Annotated in this window: 18 protein-coding genes and 2 tRNA genes; 5 read left to right on the forward strand and 15 right to left on the reverse strand. The window is 59.9% G+C overall.

All coding sequences use genetic code 11. From position 1 onward, the window contains the following. Positions 1–31: 31 nt before the first annotated feature. The 3 genes from AC07W0_RS05695 to ssp4 (AC07W0_RS05705) all read right to left on the reverse strand — a co-directional run bounded on the left by AC07W0_RS05695 (position 32) and on the right by ssp4 (AC07W0_RS05705) (position 1995). Positions 32–526: a hypothetical protein gene (locus AC07W0_RS05695; protein ID WP_046490665.1), complete on the reverse strand. Its 495-nt coding sequence runs from the start codon at positions 524–526 to the stop codon at positions 32–34. Positions 527–625: 99 nt separating this feature from the next. After that, the gene (locus tag AC07W0_RS05700) at positions 626–1084 is read right to left on the reverse strand and encodes a hypothetical protein (RefSeq protein WP_079442726.1); all 459 of its coding nucleotides are present in this window, start codon (positions 1082–1084) and stop codon (positions 626–628) included. After that, positions 1081–1995: an Ssp4 family T6SS effector gene (ssp4, locus tag AC07W0_RS05705; protein ID WP_017849739.1), complete on the reverse strand. Its 915-nt coding sequence runs from the start codon at positions 1993–1995 to the stop codon at positions 1081–1083. The genes AC07W0_RS05700 and ssp4 (AC07W0_RS05705) overlap by 4 nt, the downstream gene beginning before the upstream one ends. Positions 1996–2182: 187 nt before the next feature. On the opposite strand from ssp4 (AC07W0_RS05705), the gene AC07W0_RS05710 reads away from it, so the two are divergent. Further along, entirely contained in the window at positions 2183–2671 is a 489-nt protein-coding gene (locus tag AC07W0_RS05710) for an Hcp family type VI secretion system effector (protein WP_102617170.1), read from the forward strand. A 15-nt stretch (positions 2672–2686) separates the two neighbouring features. Here the strand turns inward: AC07W0_RS05710 and AC07W0_RS05715 are convergent, their stop codons facing one another. From AC07W0_RS05715 to rnr, 10 genes are all read right to left on the reverse strand, one after another. Then, on the reverse strand, positions 2687–3127 hold the full coding sequence (locus tag AC07W0_RS05715) for a hypothetical protein (protein ID WP_017849741.1): 441 nt from the start codon (positions 3125–3127) through the stop codon (positions 2687–2689). Beyond that, a complete protein-coding gene (gene ssp4 / locus AC07W0_RS05720; protein WP_046384895.1) occupies positions 3127–4053 on the reverse strand; it encodes an Ssp4 family T6SS effector in 927 nt (308 codons plus the stop codon). Before ssp4 (AC07W0_RS05720) ends, AC07W0_RS05715 begins: the two co-directional genes overlap by 1 nt. 226 nt (positions 4054–4279) lie before the next feature. After that, positions 4280–6583, reverse strand: coding sequence for a YgiQ family radical SAM protein (locus AC07W0_RS05725; protein ID WP_102617171.1), 2304 nt, complete (start codon positions 6581–6583; stop codon positions 4280–4282). A 96-nt stretch (positions 6584–6679) separates the two neighbouring features. Next, positions 6680–8077, reverse strand: a complete 1398-nt coding sequence (dnaB, locus tag AC07W0_RS05730; RefSeq protein ID WP_017849744.1) for a replicative DNA helicase — start codon at positions 8075–8077, stop codon at positions 6680–6682. Between the two features lie 110 nt (positions 8078–8187). Beyond that, positions 8188–8634: a 50S ribosomal protein L9 gene (gene rplI / locus AC07W0_RS05735; RefSeq protein WP_010563337.1), complete on the reverse strand. Its 447-nt coding sequence runs from the start codon at positions 8632–8634 to the stop codon at positions 8188–8190. Positions 8635–8652: 18 nt separating this feature from the next. Continuing rightward, complete coding sequence (locus AC07W0_RS05740; RefSeq protein WP_026140381.1) at positions 8653–9546, reverse strand: YybS family protein; 894 nt, start codon at positions 9544–9546, stop codon at positions 8653–8655. A gap of 36 nt (positions 9547–9582) precedes the next feature. Then, positions 9583–9813: a 30S ribosomal protein S18 gene (gene rpsR, locus AC07W0_RS05745; RefSeq protein WP_002551829.1), complete on the reverse strand. Its 231-nt coding sequence runs from the start codon at positions 9811–9813 to the stop codon at positions 9583–9585. Positions 9814–9841: 28 nt separating this feature from the next. After that, entirely contained in the window at positions 9842–10264 is a 423-nt protein-coding gene (gene rpsF, locus AC07W0_RS05750; protein ID WP_003217491.1) for a 30S ribosomal protein S6, read from the reverse strand. Positions 10265–10573: 309 nt separating this feature from the next. Next, complete coding sequence (gene rlmB / locus AC07W0_RS05755; RefSeq protein WP_046384896.1) at positions 10574–11329, reverse strand: 23S rRNA (guanosine(2251)-2'-O)-methyltransferase RlmB; 756 nt, start codon at positions 11327–11329, stop codon at positions 10574–10576. After that, complete coding sequence (gene rnr / locus AC07W0_RS05760; protein ID WP_017849747.1) at positions 11326–13962, reverse strand: ribonuclease R; 2637 nt, start codon at positions 13960–13962, stop codon at positions 11326–11328. Before rnr ends, rlmB begins: the two co-directional genes overlap by 4 nt. A 224-nt stretch (positions 13963–14186) precedes the next feature. Here rnr and AC07W0_RS05765 point away from each other — a divergent pair. The 4 genes from AC07W0_RS05765 to AC07W0_RS05780 all read left to right on the forward strand — a co-directional run bounded on the left by AC07W0_RS05765 (position 14187) and on the right by AC07W0_RS05780 (position 17271). Then, a tRNA-Leu gene (locus tag AC07W0_RS05765) sits at positions 14187–14273 on the forward strand. A 176-nt stretch (positions 14274–14449) separates the two neighbouring features. Continuing rightward, a tRNA-Leu gene (locus AC07W0_RS05770) sits at positions 14450–14536 on the forward strand. A 144-nt stretch (positions 14537–14680) separates the two neighbouring features. Beyond that, positions 14681–15706, forward strand: a complete 1026-nt coding sequence (locus AC07W0_RS05775; RefSeq protein WP_102617172.1) for an extracellular solute-binding protein — start codon at positions 14681–14683, stop codon at positions 15704–15706. After that, the gene (locus AC07W0_RS05780) at positions 15706–17271 is read left to right on the forward strand and encodes an ABC transporter permease (protein WP_102617173.1); all 1566 of its coding nucleotides are present in this window, start codon (positions 15706–15708) and stop codon (positions 17269–17271) included. Before AC07W0_RS05775 ends, AC07W0_RS05780 begins: the two co-directional genes overlap by 1 nt. Positions 17272–17379: 108 nt before the next feature. Here the strand turns inward: AC07W0_RS05780 and AC07W0_RS05785 are convergent, their stop codons facing one another. Both AC07W0_RS05785 and AC07W0_RS05790 read right to left on the reverse strand, forming a co-directional pair. Beyond that, positions 17380–19314 carry a methyl-accepting chemotaxis protein gene (locus AC07W0_RS05785; RefSeq protein WP_026140382.1) on the reverse strand — a complete coding sequence of 645 codons (1935 nt, stop codon included), beginning with the start codon at positions 19312–19314 and terminating at the stop codon, positions 17380–17382. Positions 19315–19453: 139 nt separating this feature from the next. Then, positions 19454–20743 (reverse strand): adenylosuccinate synthase, encoded by a 1290-nt coding sequence (locus AC07W0_RS05790; RefSeq protein WP_102617174.1) that lies wholly within the window; start codon positions 20741–20743, stop codon positions 19454–19456. Between the last annotated feature and the right edge of the window lie 15 nt (positions 20744–20758).

Genomic DNA, 20758 nt, shown 5'->3' on the forward strand with positions numbered 1-20758 from the left:
GCGGTATCGGTTTTGGGGGCGGGGTGGGGAATTACCTCGATTTCTTTATTCTGATTATTGCGCGCTCGTGTTTGCGCCGCTTTTCAATGGCCACCCTTACCTTCCCGCGCATATGGCGAAGTTCTACGCATTTGGCACGCAGTTCCCGGTGACGTTTGCTGCGAAGCAGCAGCAGGCCGAGTACCGGCCAAAAGAAGCATTCCGCGTAAATGAATGGGTTCGGTGAAAAATGAAAACCTGGCACAGCGACCAACAGGCAGGCGATGAAAAAGCCATACATGCCCCAGACCCACTTAGGTCGCCCGTAGGCGATCATGAAATTGCAGTGGGTGATAAACCAGGCCAAGAGCACGCATGCACTTTCAGCAGCAGCGTTCGATAACGATGGTAAATAATAGTTTTCCACCAGCACAACAACAGAAGAACTGCCGAAGATGCCCGCTAAAATTACGCCGATAAACACGGGAAAGTAGCGCAAAAGAAAAGGGCGCACCGGTATGAGAGGTTTCCGTCCGAGAAGTCTCACTCTGATATATCCTCATACAGCCCAACCGCGACGATCCGGATGTTCCCGAACAGTAAGTTGTCGGGAATGAGGCAACGCTCCCAATTAATCAAAGCAAAATCACCTTTTTTGTAGCCTGTCAGCAATTTTCTGTATCCGTTTTCGCCTAAAACGAAGTTCAACAAGCTTCCCACGCATCTCACGATGACGCTTGCTGTTGAGAATCAGCAGACCAAGCAATGGCCAAAACAAACTTTCGGCATAGATGAACAGATGAGGGGAATAACGAATGGCCGGAAGAGCGGTAACCAGGCAGGCTCCAAAATAGACAACCATGACCCACACCCAGTCTCGTCGTCCACGGACAATCATAATGTTGCTAAGACTCAAGGCGCATGCCAGAACGACACATGCCCACCACGCTACTTGTGCCGAAATAGCTAAAGAAATGGCTTTGAGATAGTAATTTTGCACTACCACCACTACGGAAGATCCAGCAAAAATGCTTGAAAAAATCCCCCCGAGAAACACGGGTAAATAACGCTTGAGAAAAGGGCGAAGGGGCAGCAGCAATATCACTCGGTCATCTCCTCATAAATTCCGACCGCGACAGTGCGAATATTCCCAGACATCGAACTGCTAGCAACCCCTAAGGCAGCACCTAGAGCGTCTTGAATCTGCAAAACAGTGCCCTGTTTTACTTCTGCGGGCGTAAAACGCTTTGGCATTTTTCCAGCGAGTTGCTTCAACCTGATCATTTTCCGGGTCATTTCCGGGTGCCGAATACTCAACAACTCCTGGGTCAACTTTGCTCGCTCTTGACGACTCAGTCCTTTCAACACCTGCGGCAAAGTTTTTCCGGTAGATTTTCTTGTCGCATTAACCAGTCGTATAGTTGCCAGTGCCGAGACACTAGCGCCCAGTAGCGAAACAGCGTCCAAACCAATCGTCACAGCCTGATACCATGGCTCGCTATCCAGAGCATCGTTAAGAGCCGGGTCAATAATTTCGTTGCGAGTCCTCTGGCCGCCAACTAAGCACTGAATTGAACTGGCTGTTGCTGATGTAAAGCTTATCGCAGCTACCACCCCAGTAACCCCAAAGCTGAACGGACTGAGCGCCGATCCACTCAGTACCACGATCCAACTGATTACCGCAGAAGTACACGCCAAAGCTGTATTCACCGCCTCAAACGCCACCTGCGACTCTCGCGGCTCATTCGCCAGTTGCCGAGCGAACTCCACCCGCCCGACATAGCTGGGCGCCTCGCGCAAAATCACATTCTTCGGTGCGATACTGCAAATCGGCTGAAATTCACGCAGCACAACCATCCGTAGCTGCGCGTCGATGTACACCACGCCGGCACCGACGATGGCCGGATCAGCATCAATCGCCGCAAATAACTTGCGCAGATCAATACTGCTTTCCAGCCGCTGCCGCGTCATGTAATTGGGACTGAGGAAACTGTCTCTGAATACGCTGGAAGTCATCCCTTTACTCCTGAGGTTCACAAGAGCGCAGAGGGTAAAGACTGCCTATCCCCGAAAAATGTCAGAAGCTTCGCTTTATCCGGACAGGCACTTCCTGATCGTGATGCCGCCCCTTGTAAGCCATATCCCGAATAAGAAAAAGTACGCCCCGCGCCACTACCGGCGCACACCAAAACAGGGAGTGACAATGGCAACTGATATGTTTTTGAAGCTGGGGGACATCAAGGGCGAGTCCAAAGACCAGGCCCATCGCGACGAAATCGAGATCAGCCGATGGGGCTGGGGCATGTCCCAGACCGGTTCGATGCATACCGGCAGCGGCGGCGGTGCCGGCAAGGTCAATATTGAAAACCTGTCTGTCTCCAAGGTCATGGACAAGTCTTCACCCAACCTGATGATGGCCTGCTCCACCGGCAAGCATTACCCGGAGGCACGGTTGGTGGTGCGCAAGGCCGGTGGCAGCAATGCCGTGGAGTATCTGGTGATCACGCTGAAGGAAGTGATGGTCACGTCCTACCAAACCGACGCGGTGACCAGCAGCGATGTGCTGACTGAGGTGATAGCCCTGAACTTCGCCACGGTCGAAGTCAGCTACCAGCCGCAGAAATCCGACGGCGGCAAGGACGGCGGCGCCGTCAAATACGGCTGGAACATTCGCCAGAACATCAAAATCTGAAACCATGTGCCGAGGCTACAGCCCCGCCTTGGCCGCCTCCCGCAACCGCCGCACTTCAACCAACTTCTTGACCATCGACCGATAGCCCTTGCTGTTGATCAGCAACAACCCCAGCAATGGCCAGAACAGGCTTTCACTGTAGATAAACCAGTGCGGCCGATAGAGCAGTGTCGGCAGCACGACCAACAGGCACACCGCAAAAAACGCCACCATCGCCCACACGGCCCAGGCTCGGCCGCGCACCACCAGGAAGTTGCTGTTGGCCACGAACAGTGCGGCGGCTATCACCACGAACCAGGACACAGTGGCATTGGTTGCCATGGGCACGTCGGAAAAATAGGTGCTGGCCGCCAGGGAAATCGCCGCCGAACCGCCGAGGCAACCAGCGAGAATCACGCCGATGAATGCGGGAAAATGCTCCAGCAAAAACGGTTTAAGCGAAGGAACACCACTCATCACTCGGCCTCTTCGTACAAGCCAATCGCGAAGGTCTTGGCCTGTTTGTAGTTATCCGAACGCTTCAAGCCCCAGACGCTCAGCCCCGCACTGAAGGCATCGCCCAATTGGACATAGGTGGCGTGCTTGAGCTGGGTCGGCGTAAAGCGTTTGGGCAACTCGCCGCTCAGTTGCAGCAGCTTGCGCATCTTGTTCGACATTTGCGGGTCGGCCACTTTCAGCAGCTCTTTGGTGAGTTTCTCCCGCTCCTGCCCGTTCAGGCCTTTGAGCACCTGACGCAGGCTTTTACCCGTGGCCGCACGAGTGACGTTGACCAGCTTGACTGTCGTCAGCGCCGAGGCGCCCACGCCGACCAAGGCGGCACCGTCGAGGACTTTGGTCGCCGTCTGGTACCACTCTTCGTTATCCAGGTAATCATTCATCGACGGGTTGACGATTTCGTTGCGCGTGCGGAACCCACCGACCAGGCACGACACGGTGCTCGCCGAGGCGGCGGTATAGCCGATGGCCGTCACGACCGTGCTGGCCCCAGCGGTGAACGGGATAGCGATGGTGCCGCTCAACACCACCAGCCAGCCAATGACCGCGCCGCCGCAGGACAACGTGGTGTTGAAGGCTTCACTCACCAGTCGCGACTCGCGCGGGTTGTTCAGCACTTGGTCGGCGAACTGCGCCGGGGCGATGTATTTCTGCGCCTCGCGCACAATGATGCGCTTGGGTCGAATGCTGCAGATCGGCTTGAACTCGCGCAGGGTCACGACGTTGAAGTCGGCGTCGATATACACCACGCCCGCGCCGACGATGCCGGGGTCGGCGTCGATGATGGCAAACAGCCGAGGCAGGTCGACTTCACTCTCGATGCGCTGGCGCGCCATGAACTGCGAGCGGTTGGAGTCCATGCCGATGTTGAGCAGGGGGTTGCTCATGGGGGTGTTCTTCCTTGAAAAGTTGGGGACTGGACTGACGCCATCGGGGGCAAGCCCCCTCCCACATTTGAAGTGTGAATACATTCAAAATGTGGGAGGGCCGGTGCGACGATTCGGCTTGCTCCCGATAGCGATTTAATGGCCGCCACCTTAACAAACAGACTCCCCACCGGCTAGAAAGCAAAACGCCAGCACGAGGCTGGCGTTTGGCATATTCAGGCAACGATCAACGCGGTACCACCGGCTTGCGGGCTGGCTTGCCACCCTTGCCCTTGGCCGCATCCGCGCGTTCCTTGGCGGCCTGCTTGTTGCGCGCCATGGCCGCGGCCTTGGCTTGCTCGCGCTTGTCCCACGGGTTGCTGCCGTCGCTGCCACGGGGCGGCAGGCCGGTGTGCTGGGTGAGAATCCTGGTGGTGGTTTCCTTGGCGACCTTGTGGCTGCCGGCCGGCGTCGAGTTCTTGCGACGCGCGCTCTGGTAGCTGTCGGTGGCCGGCTGGTGCAACGGGATCAGTTGATCCTTGCCCGGCCCGATCAGGTCGGCGCGGCCCATGCGGGTCAGTGCTTCGCGCAGCATCGGCCAGCCTTTCGGGTCGTGGTAACGCAGGAACGCCTTGTGCAGACGGCGCTGTTCTTCGCTCTTGACGATGGTCACCGCGTCGCTCTTGTAGGTGACCTTGCGCAGCGGGTTCTTGCCCGAGTGGTACATCGCGGTGGCGGTGGCCATCGGCGACGGGTAGAACGCCTGCACCTGGTCGGCGCGGAAACCGTTGCCCTTGAGCCACAGGGCCAGGTTCATCATGTCTTCATCGGTGGTGCCGGGGTGGGCGGCGATGAAGTACGGGATCAGGTACTGCTCCTTGCCCGCTTCCTTGGTGTACTTCTCGAACATGCGCTTGAACTTGTCATAGCTGCCGATGCCCGGTTTCATCATCTGGTTGAGCGGACCTTCCTCGGTGTGTTCCGGGGCGATCTTCAGGTAACCACCGACGTGGTGGGTGACCAGTTCCTTCACATACTCCGGCGACTCAACGGCCAGGTCGTAGCGCAGGCCGGAGGCGATCAGGATCTTCTTCACACCCGGCAACGCACGGGCGCTGCGATACAACTGGATCAGCGACGAGTGGTCGGTGTTCAGGTTCGGGCAGATGCCAGGGAACACGCACGACGGCTTGCGGCACGCGGATTCGATTTCCGGGCTCTTGCAGGCGATGCGGTACATGTTCGCGGTCGGGCCGCCGAGGTCGGAAATCACGCCGGTGAAACCCGGAACCTTGTCGCGGATTTCTTCGATCTCGCGAATGATCGACTCTTCGGAACGGTTCTGGATGATCCGGCCTTCGTGCTCGGTGATCGAGCAGAAGGTACAGCCGCCGAAGCAGCCACGCATGATGTTCACCGAGAAACGGATCATGTCGTAGGCCGGGATTTTTTCCTTGCCATACGCCGGGTGCGGGACACGTGCGTAAGGCATGCCAAACACGTAGTCCATTTCTTCGGTGGTCATCGGAATGGGCGGCGGGTTGAACCACACATCCACTTCGCCGTGTTTCTGCACCAGGGCCCGGGCGTTGCCTGGGTTGGTTTCCAGGTGCAACACGCGGTTGGCGTGGGCATAAAGCACCGCATCACCACGGACTTTTTCCACCGATGGCAGGCGGATCACGGTCTTCTCACGGGTCATGCGCGGGCTGGCCAGGATCTGCACGACCTTGGCTTCCTGCGGATCTTCAACCAGCCCCTTTTCCTGCTCGATGGCGCAGGCCTGGGTGTCCTGGGTATTCACGTATGGGTTGATGATCTTGTCGACCTTGCCCGGACGGTCGATACGGGTGGAGTCCACCTCATACCAGCCTTCGGGCGTATCACGGCGAATGAACGCGGTGCCGCGCACATCGGTGATGTCTTCGATCTTGTGGCCCCACGACAGGCGCTGGGCCACTTCGACGATGGCCCGCTCGGCGTTGCCGTACAGCAGGATGTCGGCGGTGGCGTCGATCAGGATCGAATTGCGCACCCGGTCCTGCCAGTAGTCGTAGTGGGCGATGCGGCGCAGGGACGCTTCGATGCCACCGAGCACGATCGGCACGTTCTTGTAGGCTTCCTTGCACCGCTGGCTGTACACCAGGCTCGCGCGGTCCGGGCGTTTGCCGGCCATGCCGCCAGGGGTGTAGGCGTCGTCGGAGCGGATTTTCTTGTCAGCGGTGTAGCGGTTGATCATCGAGTCCATGTTGCCGGCCGCGACGCCGAAGAACAGGTTCGGCTCGCCGAGCTTCATGAAGTCGTCTTTGGACTGCCAGTTCGGCTGGGCAATGATCCCGACGCGGAAGCCCTGGGACTCCAGCAGCCGGCCGATGATCGCCATGCCGAACGACGGATGGTCAACGTAGGCATCACCGGTGACGATGATGATGTCGCAGGAATCCCAGCCAAGCTGATCCATCTCCTCCCTGCTCATCGGCAGGAATGGCGCAGGACCGAAACATTCGGCCCAGTACTTGGGATAGTCAAATAACGGCTTGGCTGTTTGCATGACGGTGACCGGTGTTGAGATGAAAAATCGCGGGCGCGGAATATAGCACAAATTTTGACCAATTCCGACGATAACAGTAGGAATTGAACAGAAGGATTATTCGTCGTCGTCGAAGTTGTAACTGCCCGGCGCAAGGTTCTCGAAACGCGTGTATTTGCCGATGAACGCCAGGCGGATAAAGCCGATCGGGCCGTTCCGCTGCTTGCCGATGATGATTTCGGCAATGCCTTTGTGCTCGGTCTCCGGGTGATACACCTCGTCACGGTAGACGAACATGATCACGTCGGCATCCTGCTCGATCGCTCCGGATTCACGCAAGTCGGAGTTCACCGGGCGCTTGTTGGGACGTTGTTCCAGGGAACGGTTGAGCTGCGACAGCGCCACCACCGGGCAGTTGAATTCCTTGGCCAGGGCTTTCAAGGACCGGGAGATCTCGGAAATCTCGTTGGTCCGGTTGTCGCCGCTGGAACCCGGGATCTGCATCAGTTGCAGGTAGTCGATCATGATCAGGGCGATATCGCCGTGTTCACGCACCAGGCGGCGGGTACGCGCGCGCATCTCCGACGGGCTGATGCCCGCGGTGTCATCGATGAACAGCTTGCGGTCGTTGAGCAGGTTGACCGCCGAGGTCAGGCGCGGCCAATCGTCGTCTTCCAGGCGACCGGCACGCACTTTGGTCTGGTCGATACGGCCCAGGGACGAGAGCATCCGCATGATCAGCGATTCGCCTGGCATCTCCAGGGAGTACACCAGCACGGTCTTGTCACTGCGCAGCACGGCGTTTTCCACCAGGTTCATCGCAAAGGTGGTTTTACCCATGGATGGACGGCCGGCGACGATGATCAGGTCGGACGGCTGCAGGCCGCTGGTCTTCTCGTCGAGGTCGGTGTAACCGGTGGAGATGCCGGTGATGGCGTTGTCGGTGTTGAACAGCGTATCGATGCGGTCGATGGCCTTGGTCAGCAGGTCGTTGACGCTGACCGGGCCGCCGGTTTTCGGCCGGGCTTCGGCGATCTGGAAGATCTGGCGCTCGGCCTCGTCAAGGATCTCGGCGGCGCTGCGACCTTCGGGGTTGAAGGCGCTGTCGGCGATTTCGGTGCTGATGCCGATCAACTGGCGCAGGGTGGCGCGCTCGCGAACGATCTGGGCATACGCCTTGATGTTGGCGACGGACGGCGTGTTTTTGGCCAACTCACCGAGGTAGCCCAGGCCGCCGACTTGGGAGGTCTGGCCTTCCTTGTCCAGCTGCTCGGCCAGGGTCACCACGTCGATCGGTGAGTTCTGGTCGGCCAGCTTGGCGATGGCACGGAAGATCAGGCGGTGGTCATGACGATAGAAATCACCGTCCGAGACTTGATCCAGCACGCGTTCCCAGGCGTTGTTGTCCAGCATCAAACCACCGAGCACGGCCTGTTCGGCCTCGATGGAATGCGGCGGCACCTTCAGGGCAGCGGTTTGCAGATCGTATTGCTCAGGAGCTGAAATATCGTTCATGGCCACTTGGAATTAGGGGATGTGTAAAAAACAAAAGGCACGACCTGTAAACAGGATCGTGCCCGATGTTAACCGCCTGGCACGCGAGGTGCCAGTCAGTTAGGTGCGACTTAAGCTGCTACCACGACAACGCGTACAGTGGCTTCAACTTCAGCGTGCAGGTGCACGGCTACGTCGAATTCACCTACGTTGCGGATGGTGCCGTTCGGCAGACGAACTTCGCTTTTCGCAACTTCAACGCCAGAGGCGGTCAGTGCGTCAGCGATGTCGTGGGTGCCGATCGAACCGAACAGCTTGCCTTCGTCACCGGCGGTGGCAGTGATAGTCACTTCCAGCTCAGCCAGTTGGGCAGCGCGAGTTTCGGCCGAAGCTTTTTTGTCTGCTGCTGCTTTTTCCAGCTCAGCACGACGCTCTTCAAACGCAGCCAGGTTGGCAGCGGTTGCAGCGGTGGCTTTGCCGTATGGCAGCAGGTAGTTACGACCGTAGCCGGCCTTAACGTTCACTTTGTCGCCCAGGTTGCCCAGGTTGGCGACTTTTTCCAGAAGGATCAGTTGCATGTGAAAATCCTCTAACTTTTAACCTTCACCGTTCGCGTTATCGGCGTCTTTCGGCGCCAGACGACCGCGAAAATCAATCAGGCCGTCGACAATGGCCAAAACCACGAGTAACGGATAGATCAGCTGCATGAACAGCATCAGCGTGACGTACAACCCCACCAGCCAGAACCTGGCCAGGCGCTTCTGCGCCACCAGCCCGTGAATCAGGGCCAGCCCGGAGAACACCAGCGGTACGCTGCAAAACAGCAATAACAAGGCCGCCTCTGGACCGAAGTTCGGTCCGACCACCATGCATGCCAGCAGCAACATCGCCGGGCCCGCGGGGATTCTGATACGGCGAAACTCGCGACCAAAACCACCCGGGTTGTACAACAACGCCTGCCAGTAACGCCCAAGCATCAGGCTCAGCACACTGACAATCTGCAACACCACCGCCATCAGGCCGATCAGGGCCGGTGCTATCAGCGCCGCAAGGCGCGCTCGCTCGTCTACCGACAATTGCTGGTAGAGCTCCCCGAGAGCCAGCGGCAGGACCTTGACGATCTCTTGCGCCAGCGCCTCGATTTGCGGGTGGAAAGCCGCGCCGAGCAACACTGAAAACACCAACCCCAATGCCACGCTGACCAGCAGCGTGCGGACCCAGGACTCACTTGCGCGTAAAACCAACGCAAGGCTCGACGACCCCAGCAGCACCATAAGCACTTTGGGTTCGCCCAATTGCAGCCACCAGATCAAGGCGGCCAGCAACCCCAGGGCCAGGACGCCAACGGCATCCTGCAAACCGCGCCGCAGAAGCACAAGGCATCCCGCGGCAGCACCCAACCAATACAACAACGGCAATGCTGCACATCCAGCCACTACCAGAGTGGCCTGCACGCGACCGCGCATGATGAACTCAGCTAAGGCGCGCATGCATTCAATCCCTTACTACTTGTCGACTGCCCGGTCTCAGCGGCCGTGGCTGTCGGTGTAGGCCAGCAGGGCCAGGAAGCGGGCGCGCTTGATAGCGGTGGCCAGCTGACGCTGATAACGTGCTTTGGTACCGGTGATACGGCTTGGAACGATTTTGCCGGTCTCGGATACGTAGGCTTTCAGAGTGTTGAGATCTTTGTAATCGATCTCTTTCACGTCTTCAGCGGTGAAGCGGCAGAATTTACGACGACGGAAGAAACGTGCCATTTGATAGGCTCCTTAAAAGGTCCGTGGATTACTCGTCAGCGTTATCGCTGTTGTCGCTGTCATCACTATCAGCGCTTTCAGCGCCTTCGTGCTCAGGACGGTCGCGACGCTCACGGCGCTCACTGCGGTTTTCTTCAGCCTTGAGCATCTCGGATTGGCCGGTAACGGCTTCTTCGCGACGGATGACCAGGTTACGGATCACAGCATCGTTGTAGCGGAAGTTGTCTTCCAGCTCGGCCAGGGCCTTGCCAGTGCATTCAACGTTCAGCATCACGTAGTGAGCCTTGTGAACATTGTTGATTGCGTAGGCCAGTTGACGACGGCCCCAATCTTCCAGACGGTGGATTTTGCCGCCGTCTTCTTCGATCAGCTTGGTGTAACGCTCTACCATGCCGCCGACTTGCTCGCTTTGATCCGGGTGGACCAAAAAGATGATTTCGTAATGACGCATGAATGCTCCTTACGGGTTGTAGCCTGCCGCTCAAAAACGGTCAGACAAGGAGTGAATGACACTTATGGATCTTGCCGCAGGGAGGCACATCGGTGCCTGCCAGGAAGGCAAGGGGCGCAATTGTAGAGAAGGGGGAGGAAGGGCGCAAGGTGATTGGTGATTATTTGAACAATCTTCCAGGCACCACAAAACAAAAGTGGGAGAGGGCTTGCTCCCGATTGCGGTGAGGCAGTCACATTATAGGTAACTGATCTACCGCAATCGGGAGCAAGCCCCCTCCCACATTTTGCATCTATGCCAGGCCCGACATTACTTCTTGGTCTTGGCCTTCGCACCGCGCTGGCGCTGGGCTTCGAACAGGCACACGCCGGTAGCGACCGACACGTTGAGACTGCTGACGCTGCCAGCCATCGGCAGATGAACCAGATAATCGCAATGCTCGCGAGTCAGGCGACGCATACCCTTGCCTTCGGCGCCCATGATCAGGATGGTCGGGCCGGTGAGGTCCTGGTCATAAATGCTGACCTCGGCCTCCCCCGCCGTGCCCACGACCCACAGGCCGCGCTGCTGGAGTTTCTCCAGGGTGCGCGCGAGGTTGGTCACGGCCACCAACGGAATCACTTCCGCCGCGCCGCATGCGACTTTACGCACAACCGGCGTCAACGTGGCCGACTTGTCCTTGGGCACGATCACCGCCAGCGCACCGGCAGCATCCGCAGAACGCAGGCAGGCGCCGAGGTTATGCGGGTCGGTCACGCCGTCCAGCACCAGCAACAGCGGTGCGCCTTCGGTTCGGTCGAGCAGTTCGTCGAGCATGGCCTCGCCCCACACCTGGCTCGGGCTGACATCCGCGACGACGCCCTGGTGGACGCCTTCAACCCACACGTCCATTTCGCGACGCTCGGCCTGGCCGATCGCCACGCGGTTTTCGTTGGCCAGCTCGACCAGCGCCTGCACGCGCGGCTCGCTGCGACCTTCCGCCAGCCAAACCTGTTTGACGCGCTTAGGGTGATGACGCAGCAGTGCTTCTACGGCGTGGACGCCGTAGATTTTTTCCAGACTCATGACTTGGCCTTAGGTTTACGCGACCCGCCGCTTTTCGCGGGGGCCGAACCCGCTTTTGGCGGGCCTTTACGGTGTTTACTGGGCTTGCTCGACGGCTTTTCCGCCGTGTGGGGCTTTCCCCCAGACGCCGCTTTACCACCGCTTTTGGCTTCGTTGAGCAACTGCTGCTTCAACTCACGGCTTCTGCGCAGTTCGGCGTTTTTCGCCGCTGCGTCGCTTGGGCGGTAGGCCTCGGGAACCTTGTCCTTGGCCGCCGGACGACGACCGGCCTTGGCCGGCGCAGGCTCGGCAACCGCGGCCTTCGCAGGAGCGCCCTTGCCTTGGGTGGCCGGCGCGGCGGTTTCGCTGCCACGTTTTTTACGGCCGATCGGCGCGGCGATGGTTTTTTCGGCCATCTCGAAGTCGATCTTGCGTTCGTCCAGGTCGACGCGCATGACGCGCACTTCGACCGTGTCGCCCAGGCGGAAACTGCGACCGGTACGCTCGCCCGCCAGGCGGTGATGCACAGGATCGAAGTGATAGTAGTCACCCGGCAAGGCGGTGACATGCACCAGGCCCTCGACGTAGATATCGGTCAGTTCGACAAACAGACCAAAGCCGGTCACGGCCGTGATCACGCCAGGGAACGACTCGCCCACGCGGTCCTTCATGAACTCGCACTTGAGCCAGTTCACGACGTCGCGGGTGGCTTCGTCGGCACGGCGCTCGCTCATGGAGCACTGCTCGCCGAGCTGTTCCAGGGCCGCTTCGTCGTAAGGATAGATCCGCGCCTTCGGAATGGTCATGGCACCGGCGCGCTTGACGTGCGGGGTGTCCTGCTTGGAGTGGATCACGCTGCGGATCGCGCGGTGCGTGAGCAAATCCGGGTAACGACGGATCGGCGAGGTGAAGTGGGTGTACGCCTCGTAATTCAGGCCGAAGTGGCCCTGATTGTCGGCGCTGTACACCGCCTGGCTCAGCGAACGCAGCATCACGGTCTGGATCAGGTGGAAATCCGGACGGTCCTTGATGCTGGCCAGCAGTGCCTGGTAATCCTTCGGCGACGGGCCGTCCTTGCCTTTATGCAGGGACAGGCCGAGCTCGCCGAGGAAGGCGCGCAGTTTTTCCAGACGCTCCGGCGGCGGGCCGTCGTGTACCCGGTACAACGCAGGAATTTCGTGCTTCTTCAGGAATTCAGCGGTGGCCACGTTGGCCGCCAGCATGCATTCCTCGATCAGCTTGTGCGCGTCGTTGCGGGTGGTCGGGGTGATCTCGGCGATCTTGCGCTCGGAACCGAAGATGATCCGGGTTTCCTGGGTTTCAAAATCGATCGCGCCACGCACATGACGTGCGCCCAGCAGTACCTTGTACAGCGCATACAGCTGCTTGAGATGCGGCACCACACCGGCGTATTCGGTACGCAGGGCCTTGGCTTCGCTGGTCTTCGGCGTTTCCAGGATGGTGCTGACCTTGTTGTAGGTCAGGCGCGCCTGAGAGTGGATCACCGCTTCGTAGAATTGGTAGTCGGTCATTTCGCCGGTTTTCGAGAGGGTCATCTCGCACACCATGGCCAAACGGTCGACTTTCGGGTTCAGCGAGCACAGGCCGTTGGACAGCTGCTCAGGCAGCATCGGGATCACGCGCTCAGGGAAATACACGGAGTTGCCGCGCACCTGGGCTTCGTTATCCAGCGCCGAACCGATCTTCACGTAGCTGGAGACGTCGGCAATCGCCACGTACAACTTCCAGCCGCCGGAGAACAGGCGCAACTTGCCAGGCTTGGCTTCGCAATACACCGCATCGTCGAAGTCGCGGGCGTCTTCGCCGTCGATGGTGACGAACGGCAGATGGCGCAGGTCGATGCGCTTTTCCTTGTCCTTCTCTTCGACTTCCGGCTTGAGCTTGGCGGCTTCCTTGAGCACGGCTTCGGGCCAGACGTGAGGAATATCGTAGGTGCGCAGCGCGACGTCGATTTCCATGCCCGGCGCCATGTAGTTGCCGACCACTTCGATGATATCGCCCTGAGGCTGGAAGCGCGGGGTCGGCCAGTGGGTGATTTTCACCTCCACGAACTGACCGACCTTGGCCGCGCCATTGCGGCCCGGGGTCACCAGCACTTCCTGCTGGACCTTCGGGTTGTCCGGAATGACGAAGCCGATGCCGCCTTCTTCGAAGTAACGCCCGACGATGGACTCATGGGCACGGGACACCACTTCGACGATCACGCCTTCACGGCGGCCGCGACGGTCCAGGCCCGACACGCGCGCCAGCGCACGGTCGCCATCGAACACCAGGCGCATTTGCGCCGGGCTCATGAACAGGTCGTCGCTGCCGTCATCCGGGATCAGGAAGCCAAAGCCGTCACGGTGGCCGGCAATGCGACCCAGGATCAGGTCGAGCTTGTCCACGGGCGCATAGGTGCCACGGCGGGTGTAGATCAACTGAGCATCGCGCTCCATGGCACGCAGACGGCGGCGCAGGGCTTCGAGCTGGTCTTCGGTGGTCAGACCGAATTCTTCAACCAACTGCTCGCGGCTAGCAGGCGAACCACGATCGGCGAGATGCGCCAGGATCAGTTCGCGGCTAGGAATAGGGTTTTCATATTTTTCCGCTTCACGAGCGGCCTCGGGATCGAGGGACTGCCAATCGGCCATTAGAGAGTTTTCACCTTGTCTATATGCGGGTTAGTTTGGCATACGCGTATTGAAACGGGAAATTTCAGGCGTCAACAAGCGTTTTAAAGCACTTTGTGACCCCCAACACGCACCTTGTACGACCATTGGCGAAATTTTCCAGGCTTTTTTCATGGCAGGGGTTTACAGTTCAAAAGCCACTCCGTATAGTGCGCGCCATCGACGACGGCAACGTTGAAGATACTGCCCAGATGGTGAAATTGGTAGACACGCCAGCTTCAGGTGCTGGTGACCGCAAGGTCGTGGAAGTTCGAGTCTTCTTCTGGGCACCAATTCAAAACTCGAGGTCAGCCTTGAGTTATCCAGAAACCCGCGAAAGCGGGTTTTTGCGTTACAGTCCTTTGATTCTTAACGAAAAACTGATTTATATTTTCGAATCAGGGGTTTACAGATCAAAAAGCGCTCCGTATAGTTCGCTCCATCAACAGCGGCAACGTTGCTTGATAATGCCCAGGTGGTGAAATTGGTAGACACGCCAGCTTCAGGTGCTGGTGATCGCAAGGTCGTGGAAGTTCGAGTCTTCTCCTGGGCACCAAATTCAGATCAAACCCGCGAAAGCGGGTTTTTTCGTTTCCGGGGTGTGAAAACCGCTCCATGGATTTCTCCTTCATCCGCACTTGAGAAGCTTTATCGTTTATCCTTGCAACGATTTGTTGCACTCAAGCGAGGAAACTTCCGGATGATGATCCGTGGCACCCATCTCAAGACATCCCTTCTGCGTGGCCTTAGCCTCACTCTGCTCGGCCTGACCCTGCTCTCGCCCACCGCCTATTGCGCCGACAAGGTTGCCCTGACCCTGTACAACGGCCAACACAAAGAAGTCGGCGATGAACTCGCCAAAGCCTTCGAAGCCAAGACCGGCATTCACGTCAACGTGCGCAAAGGCAGCAGCAACCAGCTGGCCAGCCAGGTCGTCGAAGAAGGCGCGCGCTCCCCGGCCGATGTGATCTACACCGAAGAATCGCCGCCGTTGAACAAACTCGGCGAGCAAGGCCTGCTGGCGAAAATCGACGCCGGCACCCTCGAGGTATTGCCCAAGGATTACATCGGCAGCCAGGGTGACTGGATGGGCGTGACCGCGCGCACCCGCGTCGTGGCCTTCAACCCGAAACTGATTGCCGAGAAAGACCTGCCCAAGTCGGTACTGGATTTCGCCCGCCCCGAATGGCAAGGCAAGGTCGGCTTCGTGCCCACCAGCGGCGCGTTCCAGGAGCAAGCCGTGGCGATCATCAAGCTGCACGGTCGCGAAGCCGCCGAAGAATGGCTGACCGGCCTGCGCGCCTTCGGCAAGGTGTACAGCAACAATATGGTCGCCCTCAAAGCCGTGGAAAACGGCGAAATCGCCAGCGTGCTGGTGAACAACTACTACTGGTTTGCCCTGAAGAAGGAAAAAACCAACCTGGACTCGCAACTGCACTACTTCACCAATGGCGATGCCGGCGGCCTGATCACCGTGTCTTCCGCTGCCGCACTAAAATCCAGCAAGCACCCGCAAGAAGCCCAGCAACTGCTGGCGTTCATGGTCAGCGAAGAAGGCCAGCGCGTGATCACCAACACCTCGGCCGAATACCCGCTGCGCAAGGGCATGGAGTCCAGTCGCGGCCTGAAGCCGTTCAGCGAGCTGCAACCGCCGAAAGTCACCCCCGCCGACCTGGGTAACGCGCAAGAAGCCCTGGACCTGGAACGTGACGTTGGCCTGAACTGATGAACCCATCGCTCCGCGCTCCCGCCCTGCACGGGGGCTACAGCCCGCGACGCAAGCGCCCGTCGATCTGGCTGTTGCTGCCTGTGCTGTTCCTGGTGGGCTTGAGCCTGCTGCCGCTGGCGTATGTTGGGCTCAAGGCCTGGCAAGCCGGCTGGGCGGAGGCCGTGCATCTGCTGTGGCGCCCGTATGTGTTCGGGCTGCTGCGCAACACCCTGGCGCTGATGGTCGGGGTGACGCTGGCGTGCGGCGTGATCGGCCTATCCCTCGCCTGGCTGCTGGAGCGCAGCAACCTGCCGGGGCGCCGTCTCTGGGGCGTGATCCTGTGCCTGCCGTTTGCGGTGCCGGCGTTTGTCAGCGGCTTCACCTGGGTGTCGCTGAGCGCTAACTTCGAAGGGCTCGGCGGGGCGATCCTGGTGATGACCCTGTCGAAATACCCGCTGGTGTTTCTGCCGGTGGCGGCGACCCTGCGCAATCTCGACCCCTCCCTCGAAGAGTCCGCGCGCACCCTGGGGCTGAATCGCTGGGGCGTGTTCCGGCGCATCACCCTGCCCTTGCTGTGGCCGTCGCTGTTGGCCGGGGCATTGTTGATCGCGCTGCATATGCTGGTGGAATTCGGCGCGCTGTCGATCATCGGCCTGCAGACCTTTACTACGGCGATCTATCAGCAATTCGAACTGGAATTCAGCAACGCCAATGCAGCGATGCTGTCGGCGGTGTTGCTGGCAATGTGCTTGACGCTGCTGTGGCTGGAACTGCGCGTGCGCGGCAAGGGTCGACATGTGCGGATCGGCCAGGGCGCGGCGCGGCATGCGGAACAGGTCCGACTGGGCAAGTGGGCGCCATTGGGGCAGCTGTATTGCCTGGCGCTGGCGATCATCGGCAGCGGCATTCCGCTGGGGATGCTCGGCTATTGGCTGGCGGTGGGCTCGTCGGCCGCGTTCCCGGTGGCCGAGATTGGTGAGGCGCTGCTGTCCTCCCTGGCGCTGTCGCTGGGCGGCGCGGCACTGTGCCTGGCACTCGCGGTGCCGGTGGGGTTGCTGGTGGTGCGCTACAAAGGCCCGCTGGCGCTCTGGGCCGAGCGCCTGCCGTACTTGCTGCACGCCCTGCCCGGCCTGGTGATTGCGCTGACGCTGGTGTACTTCGCCTTGCACTACGTGCCGGCGCTGTACCAGACGTCGGCACTGCTGCTGATTGCCTATGCGCTGCTGTTTCTGCCGCTGGCCCAGGCGCCGATCCGGACAGCCTTGAACAAGGCGGCACCGCAGTTGGAAGAGGCTGCACGCACGTTGGGTGCGTCGTCGTTCAGTGCCTTTTGCCGAGTGACCCTGCCGATTATTTTCCCGGCTTTGGGGGCGGCATTCGCGCTGGTGTTTCTCGATGCAATGAAGGAATTGACCGCGACATTGCTGCTCAGCCCAACCGGGCTGAATACCCTGGCGACGGCGGTGTGGGCGCATACCTCGAATATCGAATTCGCGGCGGCGGCGCCGTATGCGGCGTTGTTGATTCTGGTGTCGGGGTTGCCGGTTTATTTGCTCACGACGCGGATGTATCTGAGTCGCTGAAACCGCTATCGGGGGCAAGCCCCCTCCCACAGTTGACTGGGTTCCAGCTTTGGAATGCAGTCGAATGTGGGAGGGAGCTTGCTCCCGATAGCGACGGCACAGACCACACTAAGCCCGGAACTGCCCCAGGCTCGCCTTCAACTGCGCCGCCAAGCCATCCAGCACCTTGCCGCTGGCCGTGGTTTCCACCACAGCCTGTGCGGCACGCTCGGCCTGGGCATGGATCACCTCGACCCGCCCACGCACCGCATGCGCGCCCTGGGCCTGATGCTCGGCCGCACGAGTGGCCAGGCCAATCGCCGCATGCACCTGCTCCACCGAGGCCTGCACCGTCTGCTGCAAGCGCACACTGTCGCGCAGCACCAGCAAGCCTTCGTTGGCCTGGCGCCCGGCCTTGCCAATGGTTTCGACGGCCTCGCGCGCGCCCTGCTGCAACGCCACGATATGTGCCTGGATATCGCCGGTGGAGCTTTGGGTTTTACTCGCCAGCGCACGCACCTCGTCCGCCACCACCGCAAAGCCACGCCCGGTCTCACCGGCACGCGCCGCTTCGATGGCCGCGTTGAGCGCCAGCAGGTTGGTCTGCTCGGCGATGCCATGGATCACCGTCAATACCACTTCGATCTGCTCGCTTTGCGCGGCGAGGCGCTCGATGACCTTGGAACCGGCCTGCACCTGGCCCGCCAGCGCTTCGATCAAGCTGCCGACTTCAGCCGAAGTGCGTGAGTTTTCATCCGTGGCCTGGCGAATATCCACCACCTGCTGCAGAGCGGCTTGCATCGCATGGCTTTCGGCCTGCGCCTCATCCGCCATCTGCGACAGCGCGCGCAGGCTCTCGGCCACTTCGTCGCGCTGCAAACCGGCAGCCGCATCGGCGCCGGCATTGCGCAAGGTCATCGCGCCGATTTCCACACCGGTACGCTGCGCTACATCGCCGGCCTCGCGCACGATGGGCTGCAACTTATCCACAAAGCGATTGACCGCCGACGCCATGTCGCCGATCTCATCTTTGCTGTTGATCTGCACACGCTTGGTCAGGTCGCCCTCGCCCGCCGCCAGATCATCCATGGCCGCGATCAACAGTTTCAGGCGATTGACCACCCGCCGCCCGAGCACCACCGCGATCAACAGCAGCACACCGAAGCCGACCGCCGCGAGCCCCATACCGATGCGCCAGCGCAAGGTGCCCGCCGCGTCCTGCACGGCATTGGTGGTGTTGGCGGTCATCTGGGTGGCGGTCGCCTGCGCCGACTGCAACCTCGCGCCCATGGCGGCCGCGCTATCGGCCGCCGCACCTTTGAGGCTATCGCCCACCAACTGATCGCCGCTGGCGATCAGTGTCGCAAAGCGCTTATCCAGCGCCTGCAGGTTGGCTTCCACCGACGCGGTCGAGACCCCCATGCGAACCTTGCCGATCTCGACACCGTTGGGGCTGATGGACGCTTCGACGTAGTACACGGAAGAGTCCGCCTTGGCGGCGTCCAGCACTTTATCCAGGGCGCGGTCGCCCTTGCCCTTTTCCAGCAGCGCCTGGTTGATCGGGTTTTCCCGGTTCAGATAGCGGGTCAGATGCTCACCGGCGGCGTCGTCGTAGACCACGAACAACACGTTGGGATTGCGCTGGGCCCGCCGGGCGAACTCCGACAGCGTCGGCACATCGTTGTCCCACATGGCGCGAGGCGCCACGGAGGCCAGCAGTTGCGCCATGTCGTTAGCGGAGTCTTGCAAGTCTTTTTCCAGGGTCGCACGCAGTTGCTTCTGCTCTTCCTGCAGGCGCGCGGAAAGCCCAGCGGTCAGACGCTGACGGGTACTGCTGGACAAGCTGTCCAGGCTGGATGTGACTTCTTTGCCGGCCTGGGCCAATTCGCCGGACAGTTTCTGACTGTCGACCCCCAGGCGATTGCCCAAATCAGCTTCCAGCGCCGTGACTGTGCTCCGAGTAAGAGCGACCGCCACCAGCACTTGCACCAAAAGAGCGATACCTAGGGTAACGAACACCGGCCGCAACAGACGACTTTGTAACAATGAGAGAACGGCAGACATCGGGAATCCCTCCACCACGGGTGCCATTAATTTGATAGCACCGCGAAAGAAGGAAATACAGCAAGGGTCGTGCCGTTTGGCGAACTTAAACGAAAAAGGGCTCCCTGAGGAGCCCTTTGCGTTTTACATCAACAGCTTATTAAGCGAACGGGTGACGCAGAACGATGGTCTCGTTGCGGTCCGGGCCCGTCGAAATAATGTCGATCGGTGCGCCGATCAGCTCTTCAACGCGCTTGATGTAAGCACGAGCGTTGGCGGGCAGCTCTTCCAGGGCCTTGGCACCCACGGTCGATTCGATCCAGCCCGGTACTTCTTCGTACACCGGCTGCAGACCTACGTAGCTGTCAGCGTCAGTCGGGGCAACGACCTTACCTTCTGCATCTTTATAACCGACACAGATGTTGATGGTTTCCAGACCGTCGAGTACGTCCAGCTTGGTCAGGCAGATACCCGAGATGCTGTTCACATCGATAGCGCGACGCAGGATAACGGCATCGAACCAGCCACAACGACGAGCACGGCCAGTAGTCGCGCCAAACTCGTGACCTTGTTTAGCCAGGTGCGCGCCCACTTCGTCGAACAGTTCAGTCGGGAATGGACCCGAACCGACCCGCGTGGTGTAAGCCTTGGTGATGCCCAGGATGTAGTCCAGGAACATCGGGCCAACACCCGAACCGGTAGCGACGCCGCCAGCGGTGGTGTTAGAGCTGGTCACGTAGGGGTAGGTACCGTGGTCGATGTCCAGCAACGAACCTTGGGCGCCCTCGAACATGATGTCTTTGCCAGCGCGACGCAGGTCGTGCAGCTCGGCCGTCACGTCCAGCATCAGCGGCTTGAGCAGCTCAGCGTATTCCTTGCATTCGGCCAGGGTCTTGTCGAATTCGATGGCTGGCTCTTTGTAGTAACCCACCAGCATGAAGTTGTGGTAATCCACCAACTCACGCAGTTTGTCTTCAAAGCGCGGCATGTTGAGCAGGTCGCCAACACGCAGGCCACGACGCGCAACCTTGTCTTCATAGGCTGGGCCGATACCGCGACCGGTAGTACCGATCTTCAGCTCGCCACGGGCCTTTTCACGGGCCTGGTCCAGCGCGACGTGGAAGGACAGGATCAGCGGGCAGGCCGGACTGATACGCAGGCGCTCGCGCACCGGTACGCCTTTCTCTTCCAGCTTGGTGATTTCCCGCATCAGGGCGTCGGGTGCAACCACCACGCCGTTGCCGATCAGGCACTGCACGCCTTCGCGCAGGACGCCCGACGGGATCAGGTGCAAGACGGTTTTTTCGCCATCGATGACCAGGGTGTGGCCAGCGTTGTGGCCACCTTGGTAGCGCACTACGGCGGCAGCATGTTCGGTCAGCAGATCAACGATCTTGCCTTTGCCCTCATCACCCCATTGGGTGCCCAGGACTACGACATTCTTACCCATAACACTTGTCCTCAT

This window comes from Pseudomonas sp. GW704-F2 (assembly GCF_059423025.1).